The sequence below is a fragment of the Ferruginibacter sp. SUN106 genome (assembly GCF_050611765.1).
Taxonomy (GTDB): Bacteria; Bacteroidota; Bacteroidia; order Chitinophagales; family Chitinophagaceae; genus Ferruginibacter.
Window position 1 is genome coordinate 363,331 of record NZ_JBODJC010000004.1, and the last position, 17,034, is coordinate 380,364.

The 17,034-nt window shown below is 38.4% G+C and carries 15 protein-coding genes and 1 tRNA gene; 9 read left to right on the plus strand and 7 right to left on the minus strand.

Annotation, left to right across the window (positions count from 1 at the left end; all coding sequences use genetic code 11):
* Positions 1 to 205: 205 nt before the first annotated feature.
* Positions 206 to 1,663, plus strand: a complete 1,458-nt coding sequence (locus ACQ334_RS17645) for an AAA family ATPase (protein ID WP_430989573.1) — start codon at positions 206 to 208, stop codon at positions 1,661 to 1,663.
* Positions 1,664 to 1,743: 80 nt separating this feature from the next.
* Here ACQ334_RS17645 and ACQ334_RS17650 read toward each other — a convergent pair whose 3' ends face one another.
* From ACQ334_RS17650 to ACQ334_RS17660, 3 genes are all read right to left on the minus strand, one after another.
* Positions 1,744 to 2,400, minus strand: a complete 657-nt coding sequence (locus tag ACQ334_RS17650) for a class I SAM-dependent methyltransferase (protein WP_430989574.1) — start codon at positions 2,398 to 2,400, stop codon at positions 1,744 to 1,746.
* A 23-nt stretch (positions 2,401 to 2,423) separates the two neighbouring features.
* Positions 2,424 to 2,768, minus strand: a complete 345-nt coding sequence (locus ACQ334_RS17655; RefSeq protein ID WP_430989575.1) for a VOC family protein — start codon at positions 2,766 to 2,768, stop codon at positions 2,424 to 2,426.
* Between the two features lie 204 nt (positions 2,769 to 2,972).
* Complete coding sequence (locus ACQ334_RS17660; RefSeq protein ID WP_430989576.1) at positions 2,973 to 3,275, minus strand: ATP-dependent Clp protease adaptor ClpS; 303 nt, start codon at positions 3,273 to 3,275, stop codon at positions 2,973 to 2,975.
* A gap of 189 nt (positions 3,276 to 3,464) precedes the next feature.
* Between ACQ334_RS17660 and ACQ334_RS17665 the strand changes: the two genes are divergently transcribed.
* From ACQ334_RS17665 to ACQ334_RS17680, 4 genes are all read left to right on the plus strand, one after another.
* On the plus strand, positions 3,465 to 5,510 hold the full coding sequence (locus ACQ334_RS17665) for a site-specific recombinase (RefSeq protein ID WP_430989577.1): 2,046 nt from the start codon (positions 3,465 to 3,467) through the stop codon (positions 5,508 to 5,510).
* A gap of 117 nt (positions 5,511 to 5,627) precedes the next feature.
* Positions 5,628 to 7,604, plus strand: a complete 1,977-nt coding sequence (locus ACQ334_RS17670) for a sialate O-acetylesterase (protein WP_430989578.1) — start codon at positions 5,628 to 5,630, stop codon at positions 7,602 to 7,604.
* A 131-nt stretch (positions 7,605 to 7,735) separates the two neighbouring features.
* Complete coding sequence (locus ACQ334_RS17675; protein WP_430989579.1) at positions 7,736 to 8,896, plus strand: acyltransferase family protein; 1,161 nt, start codon at positions 7,736 to 7,738, stop codon at positions 8,894 to 8,896.
* 131 nt (positions 8,897 to 9,027) lie between these two features.
* Positions 9,028 to 10,149, plus strand: a complete 1,122-nt coding sequence (locus tag ACQ334_RS17680) for an acyltransferase family protein (RefSeq protein ID WP_430989580.1) — start codon at positions 9,028 to 9,030, stop codon at positions 10,147 to 10,149.
* Between the two features lie 66 nt (positions 10,150 to 10,215).
* Here ACQ334_RS17680 and ACQ334_RS17685 read toward each other — a convergent pair.
* The 3 genes from ACQ334_RS17685 to mtaB all read right to left on the minus strand — a co-directional run bounded on the left by ACQ334_RS17685 (position 10,216) and on the right by mtaB (position 11,940).
* Positions 10,216 to 10,290: transfer RNA gene (locus ACQ334_RS17685), tRNA-Val, on the minus strand.
* A gap of 82 nt (positions 10,291 to 10,372) precedes the next feature.
* Positions 10,373 to 10,687, minus strand: a complete 315-nt coding sequence (locus ACQ334_RS17690) for a hypothetical protein (RefSeq protein WP_430989581.1) — start codon at positions 10,685 to 10,687, stop codon at positions 10,373 to 10,375.
* A complete protein-coding gene (gene mtaB / locus ACQ334_RS17695) occupies positions 10,675 to 11,940 on the minus strand; it encodes a tRNA (N(6)-L-threonylcarbamoyladenosine(37)-C(2))-methylthiotransferase MtaB (protein ID WP_430989582.1) in 1,266 nt (421 codons plus the stop codon). Before mtaB ends, ACQ334_RS17690 begins: the two co-directional genes overlap by 13 nt.
* A 96-nt stretch (positions 11,941 to 12,036) precedes the next feature.
* On the opposite strand from mtaB, the gene ACQ334_RS17700 reads away from it, so the two are divergent.
* From ACQ334_RS17700 to ACQ334_RS17710, 3 genes are all read left to right on the plus strand, one after another.
* Positions 12,037 to 12,477, plus strand: coding sequence for an NUDIX domain-containing protein (locus ACQ334_RS17700; RefSeq protein ID WP_430989583.1), 441 nt, complete (start codon positions 12,037 to 12,039; stop codon positions 12,475 to 12,477).
* 30 nt (positions 12,478 to 12,507) lie between these two features.
* A complete protein-coding gene (locus tag ACQ334_RS17705) occupies positions 12,508 to 12,945 on the plus strand; it encodes a DUF4258 domain-containing protein (RefSeq protein ID WP_430989584.1) in 438 nt (145 codons plus the stop codon).
* A gap of 112 nt (positions 12,946 to 13,057) precedes the next feature.
* Entirely contained in the window at positions 13,058 to 14,554 is a 1,497-nt protein-coding gene (locus tag ACQ334_RS17710) for a GH3 auxin-responsive promoter family protein (RefSeq protein WP_430989585.1), read from the plus strand.
* A gap of 64 nt (positions 14,555 to 14,618) precedes the next feature.
* On the opposite strand, the gene ACQ334_RS17715 is transcribed toward ACQ334_RS17710, so the two are convergent.
* On the minus strand, positions 14,619 to 15,971 hold the full coding sequence (locus ACQ334_RS17715) for a Gfo/Idh/MocA family protein (RefSeq protein ID WP_430989586.1): 1,353 nt from the start codon (positions 15,969 to 15,971) through the stop codon (positions 14,619 to 14,621).
* A gap of 351 nt (positions 15,972 to 16,322) precedes the next feature.
* Here ACQ334_RS17715 and ACQ334_RS17720 point away from each other — a divergent pair, with 351 nt between their 5' ends.
* Positions 16,323 to 17,033 (plus strand): GNAT family N-acetyltransferase, encoded by a 711-nt coding sequence (locus ACQ334_RS17720; protein WP_430989587.1) that lies wholly within the window; start codon positions 16,323 to 16,325, stop codon positions 17,031 to 17,033.
* The last annotated feature ends 1 nt before the right edge of the window (position 17,034 follow it).

Sequence of the window (17,034 nt, forward strand, 5' to 3'; positions counted from 1 at the left end):
ATAAAGAGCGTAATGGTAATTTTTTTATTCTTACTGTAGCATATTTCTAAATGAACTGTAAGGGAAATGATACTTTCTTGTAGCCGGGGATTACTTTTATCCTGAGCCAAAACTAATAAAAAAACATAGTTTTGGCTCAGGATATAGATAAAATCCTGAGCCAAAACTGTAAATTATTTGTACTTTTGGCTCAAGATAAATTACTATGCAGGAAACAGGTATTATTGGCAGGGACGAAGAAAAGCTTTTGCTCAAAGGCATTCTGGCTAATACAAAGGCTGATTTAGTTGCTGTATACGGCAGGCGGAGAATAGGCAAAACCTACCTTATCCGTAGTTACTTAAAAAAACATATTGTACTGGAATACTCGGGTATTCATAATGTAGAAACTGCTGTGCAATTAACCGGTTATTGCAGGGCATTGGCTACCCAACTGAATAACAATATCGCATTGCCGGAAGTTGCCGACTGGTTTGCGGCATTTGAGTTAACAGCCCGCTTGTTACAAAAGAAAATGCGGCGCAAAAAAGTAGTATTTTTTTTAGATGAGTTTCCATGGCTGCAAACACCCAAGTCCAACTTTTTAGCTGCCTTTGAACAATTCTGGAATACCTGGGCCAGCAAACAACATAACCTGGCCGTGATACTTTGTGGCTCTGCAGCAAGCTGGATGATACAAAATGTAGTACGCAACAAAGGCGGGTTGCATAACCGTATTACTCATAAAATTGCCCTGCAACCTTTTACCCTGAACGAAACAGAAGCATTTTTAAAAAGCAGGAACGTACAATTAAACCGCTACCAGGTTACACAATTATACATGGCTTTTGGTGGTGTACCCCATTACCTGGAACAGGCGGCAACGGGTTTAAGTGCAGCACAAATTATTGACAAAGCCTGCTTTGCCAAAAACGGATTTTTATACAATGAATTTACCGATTTATATAAAGCGTTATTTGATAGTGCTGACAGGCATTTTAAAGTAATAAGAGCTTTGGCAGCCAAACCCATGGGTTTAAACCGCAATGAAATAATTAAAGCCTGTAAGTTACAAAGCGGGGGAAGTACTACGGCATTACTGGAAGAGTTAACCGCTTCGGGCTTTATTACGCCTTATGTACCGGTGGAAAAAAAAGTAAAAGACAGTATTTATAAATTAACAGACGAATACTCTTTGTTTTATTTAAAATTTATGGAGGCCAATCGCAGTGGCAGCAAAGGTACCTGGGTGCGCCTGAGCGATACGCCTACTTGGAAAAGCTGGAGTGGCCTGGCGTTTGAAAGCATTTGTATGAAACATATTCCGGCTATAAAAAAAGCATTGGGTATTGGCGGCATTTACAGCGAAACAGCAATATGGAAAAGTAAGGGCAACAGCATTAAAGGTGCAGCCCAGATAGACCTTGTTATCAGTCGCAGGGATAATTGTATCAATCTTTGCGAAATAAAATTTTACGAAAACAAATTTTCGTTAGATAAAAAATATGCAGCAGCCCTGCAACAAAAAAAATATATTTTTCAACAGGAAACCAAAACACGGAAACATCTTTTTATAACACTTATCACCAGCACCGGGTTACAGGCTAATGAGCATAGCCTTGGATTGATAGATCAGCAACTTACATTGGATGATTTGTTTATCCCCATGCAAAGAGAAGGATAATATCCTGAGCCAAAACTATGTTTTTTTTAGGGTTTTGGCTCAGGATGTAGCAGGCGTATAATTCAGCATTTCAATAAAGATTATTTTTTTACGGCTTCAATAACCAGGCTTTCCATTTTTACCATTTGGCCATTCAATTCAAAATCCGGCTCCTGTAATTCCGTCGACTGCAGTATGGTAAAGCCATTTTGAATGAGCAGTTGTTCTGCTTCCTCTTTACTGAACATATGAAATCCGTATTTTGTAAAAGGGTAGTTTATCATCTGTCGCCTGGGCCGTAGGGTAACAATGAATTTTCCCCCGGGTTGCAACACCCGTTTTATTTCGCTCAGTATGGTTACCGCATCATCCCAAAAATAAATAGTGTTAATGGTAAATATTTTATTGAAAGCTGCAGCAGCAAATGGCAGCGCAGCAACATCAGATAAAATAAAATCAGCCCGGCCTTTATCAACCCATACTGCATTTATCCTTTCCGCTTCTTTAACCATCACATCCGAGAAATCGGCACCGGTATATTGGATGCTGTCATCTATTTGTAATATATGTTGAACAAAAAAACCATTACCCATACCAATCTCTAAAATAGTATCGCCTGCCATCGCATTCAATATGGCAAGGGTATCCATATTAATTTGTGTATTGCCACGGTTCATCCATTCGCCGGTTTGTATGCCTGCTTCGCCGGTGGGGCGGCGGAGCTGTGCGGCCAGTTGCTGGTAAGATGTTTCGTTCATGATTAATAGAATTAAAGTAAGATTTATTTTTTATACAATTCAATTTTGCGTCCATCGGGGTCAGTAACTATTGTCATAAAACCAAAATCTGTACTGGTTGGCTCACTAAATAGTATTTGATTTTCCTTAAGCGTACTAACAACCTGGTTAAAATTATCAACGCTAAAACCTAACCTTAAATTTCTATCTGCCTCAGTTTGATTTTTTGCTAGAGGATAAATTTCCAGTACAGTCTTATCTATCAATGCTGAGAAATGGTAGGGAGCGTTGCCATGCTTATGATATTCAAAAGTTAATCCAAAAACAGCATAAAAATCTGCAAGCTTTTGTATATCGGTTGTTCTTAAAACTAATAATTTAATTTCCATTTTGCCTATAGCTTTGTGCGAAAACCGCCGTATTAAAGGAGATTCAATATTAGGATATTCCACGGTAAAATAAAAGTTGAAAAATGCTATTCAGTTGAAGAGTGCGACGCAACGATGTCAGATCAAGGCAATAAAGCTCGTCACAAAAAAACAGAATGCAACGCATTCTTGTCTGGTTATTCAGCGATACCTGCGGGAGATAAATTAAATTTCAAACACCTCAATGGTTGCATTAATACCTCTTTCGGTAATGGCATCGCATTGTGGTTTAAGTGTGTCGTAGCTGCCTTCTTTTACGGCGTATTTGCCTTTGGTGTGGATGATCATGCTGCATTGCTCAGCCTGCTGTTCGGTATGGCCGCATACTTCCATCAGGGTTTCTATCACCCATTCAAAAGTGTTCACTTCATCATTCCATACAATTAAAGTGCAGGATTCATCTGCAGTGGTCATTGTATCGGTGGCTTCCCAGCCTTTGGTTTCAGTATGTGTTTGAACTGCGTGCATGTGGTAATGCAAAAATAATACGAATTTTTTATAAAACGCCACTGGTGCAACATTTAAGGCACAATAATTGTCAATATGTGTCGTGAACTGTGAATAGTGAATCGTGAGTGACAAACACTGAATGATTTAGTTTTTCTCAACTCAGATCCAACGGCTCAGGAAAACATATTTAAAAAATTCACCAGAACAATGCTGCGGATCACAAAGAAAAAGAAGGAGGGGACAGAACTGCCAGTGAAGCAACAGGCCGTAGTGTTGCCTTTACATACCGGCAACCGTAGCCTGGAGTTTTTAGTGGAATTGATTAAAAAAATCCGCCCCGACAATCCCCGCAATATTGAAGAAGCCGAACTGAAATTTAAAGCCGTACTGTACCAGGTAGGGCAGGAGCGTACATCTTTATTCTCTTTACGTAAAGCATTATTAAGCCAGTTTGTAAAAACCAATATAGTAACGGCACTTACCGAGAGCGGCATTGTAAGCAGCCGCGGTTTTGTGCAGGAGTTACAAAGCAAACTCAAACATAAAATTTTACCGGCGCTGCAAAGCCCTGATAATTTTTTATATGTGATCAACAAAATATTTTATAAAAAGAGTGATCATATCTGGGTAGAAGGTATAGATCATGAATTATGGAAACAGTTTTTTGAAATGCTGGGTATTCAAATCAATCTTACCGAACCGGCATTGATAAAACAATTACAGCAATCATTGCAGTTGCTCAGTTACCGCATTACAACTCTGGGGCTGGAAAAGGAGATGACGCACCGCTACGATAATTTTGAAGATGCTATTTACCCTTTTTTAGAACAGAACCGTTTGGTGAATGAATATTTACTGGCTTATGAATCTGGTAAAGATGCACAAACACAGCGCATCTTATTGGGTAATGCTACCGAAGCGCTACATAATTGCAATCAAAGTATTCAGTGGATAAGAGATCAAAGAAAGACCTATGGCACCAGCCTTGCGCAAACATATATTCTTACAAGGTTACAACAACAGATCAACCGTTTGTTTATTATTATTGATGTATTGGATAGCGATAATGCTTTAAATACCGAACGCTTTGCCAATTATTTTAAGACTGTAGTGCATAATGAGAACAGGAAAAATTCGGTAAGAGAATTTTTAAGTGAGAACACAGGCTACTTAGCTTACCAGATTGCTGAGCATGGTGGCCGTACAGGTGAAAGATATATCAGTACCACAAGAAGAGAATTCTGGAAAATGTTCTGGAGTGCAGCAGGCGGCGGCGTAATTATTTCTTTTATTGGTGTGGTGAAAAATTTGCTGGGTAAGATGAAGCTGGCACCTTTCTGGCAAGGCTTTTTATACAGTACCAATTATTCGCTGGGGTTTATATTGATACAGGATACAGGGTCTACTTTAGCTACCAAGCAACCGGCATATACCGCTAATAATGTAGCCAGTTCTTTTGATGTGGAAAAAATTGGCGAGCAACCCGACCTGCGTAATCTTGCTATTACTGTGGCAAGAGTAAGCCGTACACAACTAGCTTCGTTTGCAGGAAATTTGGCCGTCGTATTTCCGCTCACCTATATTTTAGCCTTTTTATTTTTTGAAATTACCGGAACAAAAATTGTTGGTGGCAATACACCAGAGCAATTTAATGCCGCACACAAGTTATTAACCGATCAGCAACCCTTTCATAGCCTGGCTTTATTGTATGCCTGCTTTACCGGTTTCTTTTTATTTGCCAGCGGGTTAATTGCAGGCTATGTAGAAAATTATGTAGTGTATGGAAAGATCGGCGACCGGCTTCGCAGTTTATCTTCTTTTAAAAATACTTTTAGTGAAAAAAGGCGTTATAAAATTATTCATTACATCGAAAATAATCTGGGCGCACTTATCGGTAATATTGCACTCGGCTTTTTTTTGGGTATGGCCGGTTTTTTTGGAAAAACATTTGGCCTTCCTTTCGATATCCGGCACATCACTATCTCTGCAGCCAACACTGCCATAGGGCTTTTTGGTATGGACAATGCGATCTCCGCTAAGGAGTTATGGTATACTATTGCCGGGGTATTCAGTATTGGCTTTTTAAACTTTGCAGTAAGCTTTAGCCTGGCATTTATTGTAGCGGTAAAAAGCCGCGGTATACATTTAAAAGAATATCCTGAATTCCTGGGTATTCTATGGCGCTACATTAAAAAATTCCCCCGTGATTTTATTAAGGCACCTGCGGTGCGTACGGCGAGTCAGTTGAAATAATTTTAGTAATTGGTACTATTTTATCTCTCTTCAATAAAGAATAAGCATCTCCCCAATTAGCTCCTGCTATTTTTGTATATTGTCAGCCATTTAAAAATCTTATTCAATTATTGCTGTATGAAAAAAATTGCTGCACTGCTACTACTTTCTATTTTTGTTTGTTCTGCTTTTGCTACTGTAACTCTGCCCAAAATATTTGGAGATAACATGGTATTGCAGCGTAATAAACCTATTAGTATTTGGGGTTGGGCAAATGCCGGAGAAAAAATAATGGTGCAATTCAATCAGCAACAAAAATCTGTAGTTACTGATAAGATGGGTAAATGGCAGTTACTGCTACAGCCAGAAAATGCCGGCGGCCCTTACCAGCTAACGGTAACAGGCAAAAATAAAATCAGCCTGCAAAATATTTTAGTGGGAGAAGTGTGGATCTGCAGCGGCCAGAGCAATATGGAAATGCCGATAGCAGGCTGGGGTAAGATCAATAATTACGAAAGCGAAATTGCCAATGCCGATTATGCATTCATCCGCCATTTTAAGGTGCCCAATACCGTTAGTGCAACACTTAAAGAAGATATTACGGGAGGAGAATGGAAAGTTTGCAGTCCTGCAACAGCCGGAGATTTTTCTGCTACTGCTTATTTCTTTGCAAGAGAATTATACAAACAATTAAAAGTACCCATTGGTTTGATCAATTCTTCCTGGGGTGGTACACAATCAGAAGCATGGACAAGCAAGGAGGGTTTTGCACAAAGTACCGAGTTTAAAGATATCAGTGCTGCGCTGGAAAAAGGAGATATGGGCACGCTGATAAAACAAAAAAGCGAAGCTGTAATGGCAAATATAAAAAAAGCACAAGGCGGCCTGGAGAATACAGCAGGAACGGCTGATTGGAAGAACAGCAATTTTGATGACAGCAAATGGTGGCCGATGAAATTACCCGGTGCATGGGAAGAGAATGGCTTCCCCGGATTGGATGGCGTGGCATGGTTTAGAAAAACGATTGACATTAGTGAAGCTGATGCAGGTAAAGCTGCGGTACTTGAACTGGCAAAAGTTGATGATATTGACGAGACCTATGTAAATGGAGTAAAAGTGGGAAGCATAGATAAATGGGATGAATTGAGAAAATATAATATTGCTGCAGGTATTTTAAAAGCCGGCAAAAATGTGATTGCGGTAAAAGTTACCGACCAGCAAGGTGGCGGTGGCATTTATGGCGATGCCGCAACTATGAAACTTACAATTGATAAAACAGTATTACCTCTTGCAGGCGAGTGGTTGTTCAGGGTAGAGTCGGTGGCGTCAACCGGCACGGGTGGTTCTGTAGGGCCAAACGATTTTCCTTGCATTTTGTTTAATGCCATGATCAACCCTTTATTGCCCTATACAATTAAAGGTGCTATCTGGTACCAGGGCGAAACCAATGCAGGCAGGGCATATCAATACCGTACAGCTTTTCCCTTAATGATCAACGACTGGAGGCAGCATTTTAAACAAGGCGATTTCCCTTTTCTGTTTGTACAGTTATCTACTTTTGGTACTGCTGCTGCTAACAGTAACAATGGCAGTAACTGGGCAGAACTTAGAGAAGCACAGGCAATGACTTTGTCATTACCCAATACAGGCATGGCAGTTACTACAGATATTGGCAACCCTTTAGATATTCATCCTAAAAACAAACAGGATGTAGGAAAAAGGCTTGCTGCAATTGCATTACATGATGTATATGCGCAAGCAGGCGAGTATACCGGGCCAGTGTACCAATCAATGAAAACAAATGGCAGCCAGGTTGAATTATCATTTACACATACCGGCGGCGGGTGGTTAGTAAAAGATAAATATGGTTACATAAAAGGCTTTGAAATTGCCGGTGCAGACAAGAAATTTTATTTTGCAAAAGCAATGATCAAAAATGACAAAGTGATTGTGTTTAGCGATAATGTTTTGCAACCTGTTGCTGTGCGGTATAACTGGTGCGATGATGCATCAGAAGGCAATTTATTTAATACCAATAGTTTTCCTGCAGCTCCGTTTCGTACAGATAACTGGGACGGCGTAACCATAAAAAATAAATACAGTTTAAATCAATAGGGTACCAGCCGGCAAATTGTAGTAAAAACAATATATGTTTTAATGTTTCGTTATATTTGACTTGCTGTTTATTTTCAAAAGCTATATGAAGTGGAGAATTGCGTAGTTGTGTAGCTACCCAAAAATGCATAATGAAACCTTCTTTAACGGGTAATATTCCCAGCCTTACTCCATTGCGTGGTATAGCCGCTTTGCTGGTGGCTGTATTTCATTTCCAATCTTACTTATTAAGATTTGTTACAAAGGACGAAAGCATGTTCATTGATAAATGCTATTTAATGGTTGATCTTTTTTTTATCATGAGTGGCTTTTTAATTATGCATGTTTATAAAGAACAGTTTGCTGAAAAAATTACACTGAAAGCATTTAAAAAATTTGTGTTAGCAAGATTTGCAAGAATATATCCATTGCATTTTATCACGCTGATACTTTTAGTGGGGTTGTTTTATTTTGAATCACTTAAGCCAAAAGGATTGTACGATCCGGGAGCCATTGTAAGCCATATATTTTTATTGCATTCTTTCCCTCTAAACCGGGAGGTTACGTGGAATATACCATCCTGGAGTATCAGTGCGGAGTGGTGGAGTTATATGTTGTTCCCGGTATTATGTCTGTTTTTAGCTAAACGAAAAGTACAGGCTATTGCGATAATATTTTTAGGCATCGTGGCCACTTATTATGCTGTATTGTATGTAGTGCCGCGGCATGATATTTATGATCCGGCTGCGGATAAGCTGCACGATTTAAATGTGAATTATGATTATGGTTTTTTAAGAAGTATTGCGGGTTTTATGACTGGCATGCTTTTGTATTTATTGTATGGAGTAGATAGAGTAAGATCTTTTTTTAATTCAGATATTCTATGTGGCGTTTGTATGCTGCTGATAATATTTGCATTGCATAAAGCAATACCGGATATTTTTTTAGTACCCGGGTTTGCGTTACTGATATTAACATTGACCTGTAACAAGGGTAAAATAACTACAGGGTTAAATAATAAAACACTTCATTTTTTAGGAGATATTTCCTATTCCATTTATCTCATTCATTTCTTATTCATTATTTTTATAGAGATGGTAGCATATAAGTTCGGGTATCGTTATCATTCAGAACTGATCTTCCCGTTTTTTAAAGGAGCTGCTTTATGCATCCTGTATCTTTTATTACTGATTGTACTCTCCGCTGTTTCTTACCATATAATTGAAAAGCCTTGCAGAAATTACATCAATCGCAAATGGCAGGCAAATAACTTCGAATTACAGAAAGTGCAAGGTTCATTAAAAGATGCATAATTAATTGATATTGATTACTAAGGGCAATATATTCTGTGAATTTTCGTTAGTTTTGTTTTATCAAAATACCTTGCACCATGCTTTTCATTAGCTAACCAGGTGAGTATTTAGCTAGTTACAAAAAGTACACAATGAAACCTTCTGCCACTAGTATTTCCAGCCTTACTCCTTTACGTGGTATCGCAGCCCTTGGTGTGGCGGCTTTTCATTTCCAGATATACTTTATCAGGTTTGTTGCCAAAGAACAAAGCATGTTTATTGATAAGGGCTATTTAATGGTAGACCTTTTTTTTATCATGAGCGGTTTCTTAATTATGCATGTTTACAAAGAGGAATTTGCTCAAAAAATAAGTGTAGCTGCATTTAAGAAATTTATGCTGGCCAGGTTTGCAAGAATATATCCATTGCATTTCTTTACACTGGTGATACTCCTGGGTTTATTTTATTTTGGCTACCTGGATGCAGAGGGCCGTTACGATCAGCATGCAATTCTCAGCAACTTCTTGTTACTTCATTCATTTCCTGTAAACAAAGAGTTAACCTGGAATGTACCTTCCTGGAGTATCAGTGCAGAATGGTGGACCTACATGCTATTCCCGTTTTTTTGTTTGTTATTATTTAAAAACAGGAAACTGGGTGTTGCGCTTATGCTATCGGGCATCGTGTTACTTTATATAGCAATATTGTATTTAATACCCAGGCATGGGGTAGATGAGCCGGCATCCAACCTGGGACATAACCTTGATGTGAATTTTGACTATGGATTTTTAAGAAGCATAGCAGGATTTATGACAGGGATGTTATTGTATTTGTTGTATGGAATCAGCAGCGTAAGAAAAATGTTTAATTCAGATATTATTTGTGGCATCTATGTGGCATTACTTTTATTTGCTCTACATGTAGGTGTGGAAGATATCTTTTTTGTACCGGCATATGCCATTTTAATATTATTGCTCACTTGTAATACGGGTAAGATTTCAGCCGGTTTCAATAATAAACTATTTACTTTTTTAGGAGATATTTCCTATTCCGTTTACCTGGTTCACTTTCTGCTTATTATTTTTATAAAAATGGTGGCCTATAAACTGGGCTATCATTTTAACCCTGGTATACTATATCCATTTTTACAAGGTGCCGCATTTTGCCTGTTGTATTTATTGACGCTGGTGGGCCTTTCTACTATTTCTTACCGCTTTCTGGAAAAACCCTGCAGAAAATTTATTAATCAAAAATGGGCGGGAAAGCCTCAGTAATCTTCCCTCTTTTATATTATAGCATATTAATGCAATAAAAAAACCTCACAATGTGAGGCTTTTTTGTGGGAGTTGACGGGGTCGAACCGCCGACCCTCTGCTTGTAAGGCAGATGCTCTAAACCAACTGAGCTAAACTCCCTTTTTGAATTTCGGAGGGCAAAGATAAGGTTTAATAACTTTTGACAAAATTTTTTAAAGAATATCTTTCTTTTATCAGGAAATTAATTCAATTGCAATGCCGGTAACCGGTAAGTTTGCCCGTCATACACAAATAATTCATCCACTTCAATGGTCCAGTATTTATGCAAAGGCGACTTAGCCAGCATTTGTTCCACTTCTTTCTTACTCTCAGCATTAATGATCATCCAGCTTCTTTGTGTTTCCATACTCACCGAATAATAATCAATCACATTTTTTTCAATTAAAGAATTAATATATACCCGGTGTGGTGGTACAAAGCTCATAAACTCATCATCCATTTCAAAATGAATGGTTACCTGGTACTTATTTAATTCCTTTTCATTTAAATAGTCCATGTTGTAATATTGTTTACCCATTCTTTATTAAACGGGACGGTAATTTTAATGTAGTTATCTGTAAAACCCTCCATCATATTATTCTTATCCTGCTTTTCAAACAACACTTTTCTTGTTTCACCAATATGCTGCTGCGTAAAATACTGCATCTTCTGGTAACTCAAATTACGTAATTGTTTGTTTCTTTCGTTGCGTACTGTAATGGGCACAACTGGTTTTAAAGTCAATGCATGAGTATTATCTCTCTCTGAGTAAGTGAATACATGCAGGTAAGAGATATCAAGACTGTGCAGAAAATCAAAAGTCTCTCTGAAGTCTTCATCAGTTTCTCCCGGAAAACCAACGATCACATCCACACCAATACAACAATGCGGCATCAGTGTTTTGATCAATCCCACTCTTTCAGCATACAGTTCTCTCTTATACCTTCTCCGCATCATGCCTAATATTTTATTGCTGCCACTCTGCAAAGGAATATGAAAATGCGGCATGATCCGTTTGCTGTTGCTTACAAATTCAATGATTTCATTAGTAAGTAAATTCGGTTCAATAGAAGAGATACGGTAGCGCTCAATACCTTCAATATTATCCAATTCCTTCAATAGCCCGAAGAAATTCTCTTCTGTTTTTTTACCCACATTGCCATTACCGAAATCACCCAGGTTTACCCCGGTCAATACAATTTCTTTTATACCTGAAGCTGCTAATTCTTTTACATTATCCACCACATTATTAATACTGTCACTTCTGCTTTTACCACGTGCCATGGGAATGGTACAGAAAGAACAGTTATAATCACAACCATCCTGCACCTTTAAAAAAGTCCTGGTGCGGTCGTTTTTAGAATAAGAAGCGGTGAAAGTATTTACGTCTTCAATATCGCAACTGCAGATCTTTGTAGCATCGCCTTTGCTGATCTCTTTAAGGTGATGGGCAATATTAAATTTTTCGGCTGCACCCAAAACCAGGTCAACACCGGGAATGGCTGCTATTTCTTTGGGTTTTAGTTGTGCATAGCAACCCGTGATCACTACCATAGCTTCCGGCGCTTTACTTTGTATGCGGCGCACCAGGTAGCGGCATTCCTTATCGGCATTTTCGGTAACGCTGCAGGTGTTAATCACATAAACATCAGCCACTTCGTCAAAATCTTTCTTGATAAAGCCATCCTGTTCCAGCAACCTGCCAATAGAAGAGGTTTCAGAAAAATTAAGCTTACAGCCCAAAGTGTGTAATGCAACGGATTTACTCATGAGCTGCAAAGATAAAACAGAGATGATAAATGGTAGTAAAAATGATTTTGGCGGCTTTATCTTTGTTAATGCTGGTTATTTTACAGCACTACAAATATGAATCAACCCCAACAAATACTCCCTGCAGTGGCCGCCGCCATCTTTAACGATAAAGGCGAAATCTTGCTTCAAAAAAGAAAAGACGTCAATCAATGGTGTATCATCTCTGGCCATGTAGAGTTTGGAGAAACAATTGAAGCCGCTATTTTGAGGGAGATTGAAGAAGAAACCGACACTAAGGCAAATATTACACGTTTTATTGGTGTGTATTCTTCTCCTGCGTCACAAACCTATCAATACAAAGATAGAACGGTTCAATATATTACTTCTTATTTTGAGGCCAAACTCGATGGAACTATTGCCCCGGATTTTTCCAACAATGAAACCGCAGCATTACAATTTTTTAAGGTAGAAGATATTCCCGGCAACCTGGCTTTGATCAACCCACATTGGCTTAACGATGCTTTAAATAAAACATCGGCCATTTTTATTCGTTAAACCTTTACTTTGCAGTTGTAAATTCCCGTCATGTTAAAAAAGTATTTGTCATTTGTGTTTTTAATTGCAGCAGCAGGTTTGTTGTTCTATGTAAAAAATCACCAGCGGGGAAAAACAAGTCCAACCACCCATACAGAACCACATGTAACCATTCCGTCAACAATTACAGCAAACAATAATAACGATCTTCCATTCAACAGGCATAGCGGCCACCTGATCTATACCAAACATGCTAAATGCAGGATGGAATGCAGGCATATTGACGAAACCGAAGTACAGGAAATATTAGACAACGGCACACTTAACAACAACAAAATTGAAGAAAGCGATAAAGGCAAAAGTTATCCTTTAGAAGGCGTTACGCATGATAAGCAACATGTGCGTATTGTGTTTGCACCCAAGCAGGAAAACCTGGTGGTGGTGACGGTAATTGATTTAGATAAGGATTGGTATTGCGATTGTAAATAATTTTTTAACAATTACACAAATTAAAGACAGGAATTACACAAATTAATGGTTTAATTTTATTAGAAAATTCGTGTAGTTCGGAATTCAAAAATTCGTGAAATAAAGTGGCGATATGAAAATAAAATCTTTTTTGGCAAAACCCTTTGCCTCTTACATACATAAGCAAATAAAAAAAGGAATGGAAACAGCTGTACAAGACCAGCAATCCATTTTTGCACAGTTAATAAAAGATGCAGCAAAAACCGAATTTGGTAAAGAACATGGTTTTGCGGATATTAAAACCTACGAGGATTTTGTAAAGCAGGTACCTATCAGAGATTATGAAGCTTTTAAAGTGTACATCGAAAGAATTAAAGAAGGTAAACACAATGTATTGTGGAAAGGGCAACCCATTTATTTTGCCAAGACCAGTGGCACAACCAGTGGTGTAAAATATATCCCTATCACAAAAGATTCTATTCCCAATCACATCAACACGGCACGTAATGCACTGTTGTGCTATATGGCCGAAACAGGCAATACTCAATTTGCCGATGGAAAACTTATCTTTTTAAGCGGATCGCCTGAACTGGAGAGAGTAGGAGGCATACCTACAGGAAGATTAAGTGGCATTGTAAACCATCATGTGCCGAAATATTTACGAAGCAATCAAATGCCTTCTTACGAAACCAATTGTATTGAAGAGTGGGAAGAAAAATTAGATAAGATCGTTGAAGAAACGATCAATCAAAACATGACACTCATCAGCGGTATACCACCATGGATGCAAATGTATTTTGACAGGCTGACAGAAAAGAGCGGTAAAAAAATAAGTGAACTGTTTCCACAATTTAGTGTGATGGTACAAGGCGGCGTAAACTTTGAACCCTACAAAGCAAAACTGTACGAAAGCATCGGCAAAAAAATTGATTGCATAGAATTATTTCCGGCAAGCGAAGGTTTTTTTGCCTTCCAGGATAGCCAGCATGAAGAAGGTTTATTATTAAATACCAACAGCGGAATATTTTTTGAATTTGTACCTGCAGGAGAAATTTTCAACGCCAACCCGACGAGGTTATCGCTGAAAGATGTGAAAGTGGGAGAGAACTATGCATTGATCATTAATAACAACGCCGGCTTATGGGGTTATAATATTGGAGACACGGTAAAATTTTTATCTACCAATCCTTACCGCTTAATTGTAAGTGGCAGAACAAAACATTTTATCAGCGCCTTTGGCGAACATGTAATTGGCGAAGAAGTGGAAGCCGCACTATTAAAAGCTGCAGAAGAAGAACAGGTGAAAGTGACTGAGTTTACCGTGGCTCCAATGATTGCACAGGATGCCGGAAAAAGTTACCACGAATGGTTTATTGAATTTGAAAATACGCCGGCAGACATGAACCGTTTTGCAAAAAAAATAAATGAAAACCTGCGGACTAAAAATGTGTATTACGATGATTTGATAGCCGGGAATATTTTACAGCAATTAAAAATATCTGCAGTAAAGAAAAATGGCTTTATCGATTATATGAAAAGCATTGGCAAACTTGGTGGACAAAATAAATTACCAAGATTGAGTAATGATAGAAAGATTGCGGAGGCGCTTTCAGATTTTATCGAAAATTAATGATATAGTATAGAGAAGTCAAGTTTTTGAAACTTGACTTCTTTGCTTAATTAAACTTATTGTATCACACCTTCTGCACTCCCGGTTTCAAACTCGTTAAATCCCCAATCATTACCGGCTTACCACTATCACAACTTTTTCTTGCGGCGATACCAACCAGGCAAGATAATGCGCCATCCCTTACACCAGCAGACTGACGTAAATTATCTGCTGTGCCGGGAATAAATATTCTGTCTTTTAAAAGTTTATCGCCACCACCGTGGCCACTTTCTGCAAAAGGTACTTTTATAAACTCAGGCTTTTCAAAATTTTTGGTCAGCATCAGTTCATCATAATCCAGTTTCACCGGTGGATTACTTTCCTGTATCCATGCTTCCAGTCTTCCTTCGGTGCCATTAAATGCAATGCGGTAACCTTCGTAGGGAGAATATGTAGTGCAACTATAACTTACCTGTACGCCATTGGCATATTTTATGGAAGCGGCCATCTTATCAAAAATATCAATATCGTTTTTCCATACACAACCATCTCTTAAATAACCATCATACTTTTCATTGTCGGCATACAAGGCCATCAATCTTTTGTCTTTGGTCATGTCAAAATAAAATTTGCATTTATCCTTATGCTCACAAGGCCTGCAATTGGTGCTGCGGAACGAATTGTTTTTTCCATAATGTTCAAGCGAACCGAATGCAAAAACTTCAGTAGGGTCACTATCGATCCACCAGTTGAGCAGATCAAAATGATGTGTGGCTTTATGTACCCAAAGGCTGCCGCCAAATTCTCTCAGGCGATGCCATCTTCTGAAATAATCGGCACCATGATGAATATCTAAATACCAATGAAAATCAACAGAAGTTATTTTTCCTACTGCACCGGCACGAAGCATTTCCCACATTTTAGCACGGTGCGGCGAGTAGCGATAGTTAAAGGTAACAGTAACTTTCTTGCCTGTTCTTTTTTCGGCATCAATAATAGCCTGGCATTTTGTTTCATCGGTGGTCATGGGTTTCTCTGTAATAATATCAGCACCCATTTCCATGCCTTTTATGATAAATTCATTATGTGTAGAACAAACGGTGGTTACAATCAGTACTTCAGGTTTTACCGTCCGCATCATCTCTTCAAAATTGGTAAATGTAGGGCAGGTAACACCCAGCATTTTTTGCACGGTTTCCACACGGCCCCTGTTCTTATCGCACAAGCCAACAAATTCTACATAATCGCTATATTCTTTCAGCACATCCACGCCCCACATACTGCTGCCGCGGTGGCCGGTGCCAACCATGGCATAGCGTTTCTTTTTTCCGGTAAATAAAGCGGCGGTTTCGGCAACGGCATCATTCAATAACATGGAACCTGCTAAAACGGTACCTGTTGTTGTAATAAATTGTCTACGGCTGTAGTTGTTTTCCATAATGCAAGTGTTTAATGGTTTGATTAATACTTCTTTAGTTTAGCAGATCGGTAACTAAAGATATTTTAAAGTATTTTAAAGTTTAGTATTTTTTTACACATTTTATTTAAATAATGCTATACCTTTGCGACGACTTTACAGATAAATAAATTGAAAAAGAATCAACCATATATTATTTCAGTGAACAACAGCCCTGCAAGGGTTATGTTTTCAATTGAAAATGTAATTGAGTCGCTCCCGCGACCCCGACGTGGTTGCTGATAGGACGAGCAATTGAAACCTGCCCCTGTCAGTGAAAAAATCTCCGAAAGTTTTCTCAATATTTTTTAAAATCATTTCAATTTATACAAATTGGAAAACAGTAACATTACCATCAGGGTAGCAACAGCAGACGACAGGCATTACGCAAAAACAATAACAGATGAAATGGAATCCTCTGCCAGGGCAAGAGGTACAGGTATTGCAAAACGTTCTCCCGAATACATCGAAAAGAAAATGACCGAAGACAAAGCGGTGATTGCTCATACCAGCGATGGTAAATGGGTAGGCTTTTGCTATATCGAAGTATGGAAAGGCGAATACGTTGCCAACAGCGGTTTAATTGTAGCGCCTGAATTCAGAAAGAGTGGTGTAGCCAAACAGATCAAAAAAAGAATATTCGACCTGAGCAGGGAAAAATATCCTGAAGCAAAAATATTTGGATTAACCACAGGCCTTGCTGTAATGAAAATTAATTCTGAGTTAGGTTACGAACCTGTTACCTATAGCGAATTAACGGATGACGAACAGTTTTGGGCTGGTTGCAAAAGTTGTGTCAACTACGATATCTTAATGAATAAAGACAGGAAGAATTGTATGTGTACCGCAATGTTGTACGATCCTAAAGATCATTACGAACCTGCTGAGACCAAACAGTTTTTTGAAGAGAATAAAAACATCTTTGAAAGATTGATCCGCTTTAAACAATGGAAATTATTAAAACCATTTTTTGATAAACAATCATCAGGTAGCAATGGTGGTGGTGGGTCAAAATCAATATTCAGGTCTTTTTTTAATTTTTAAA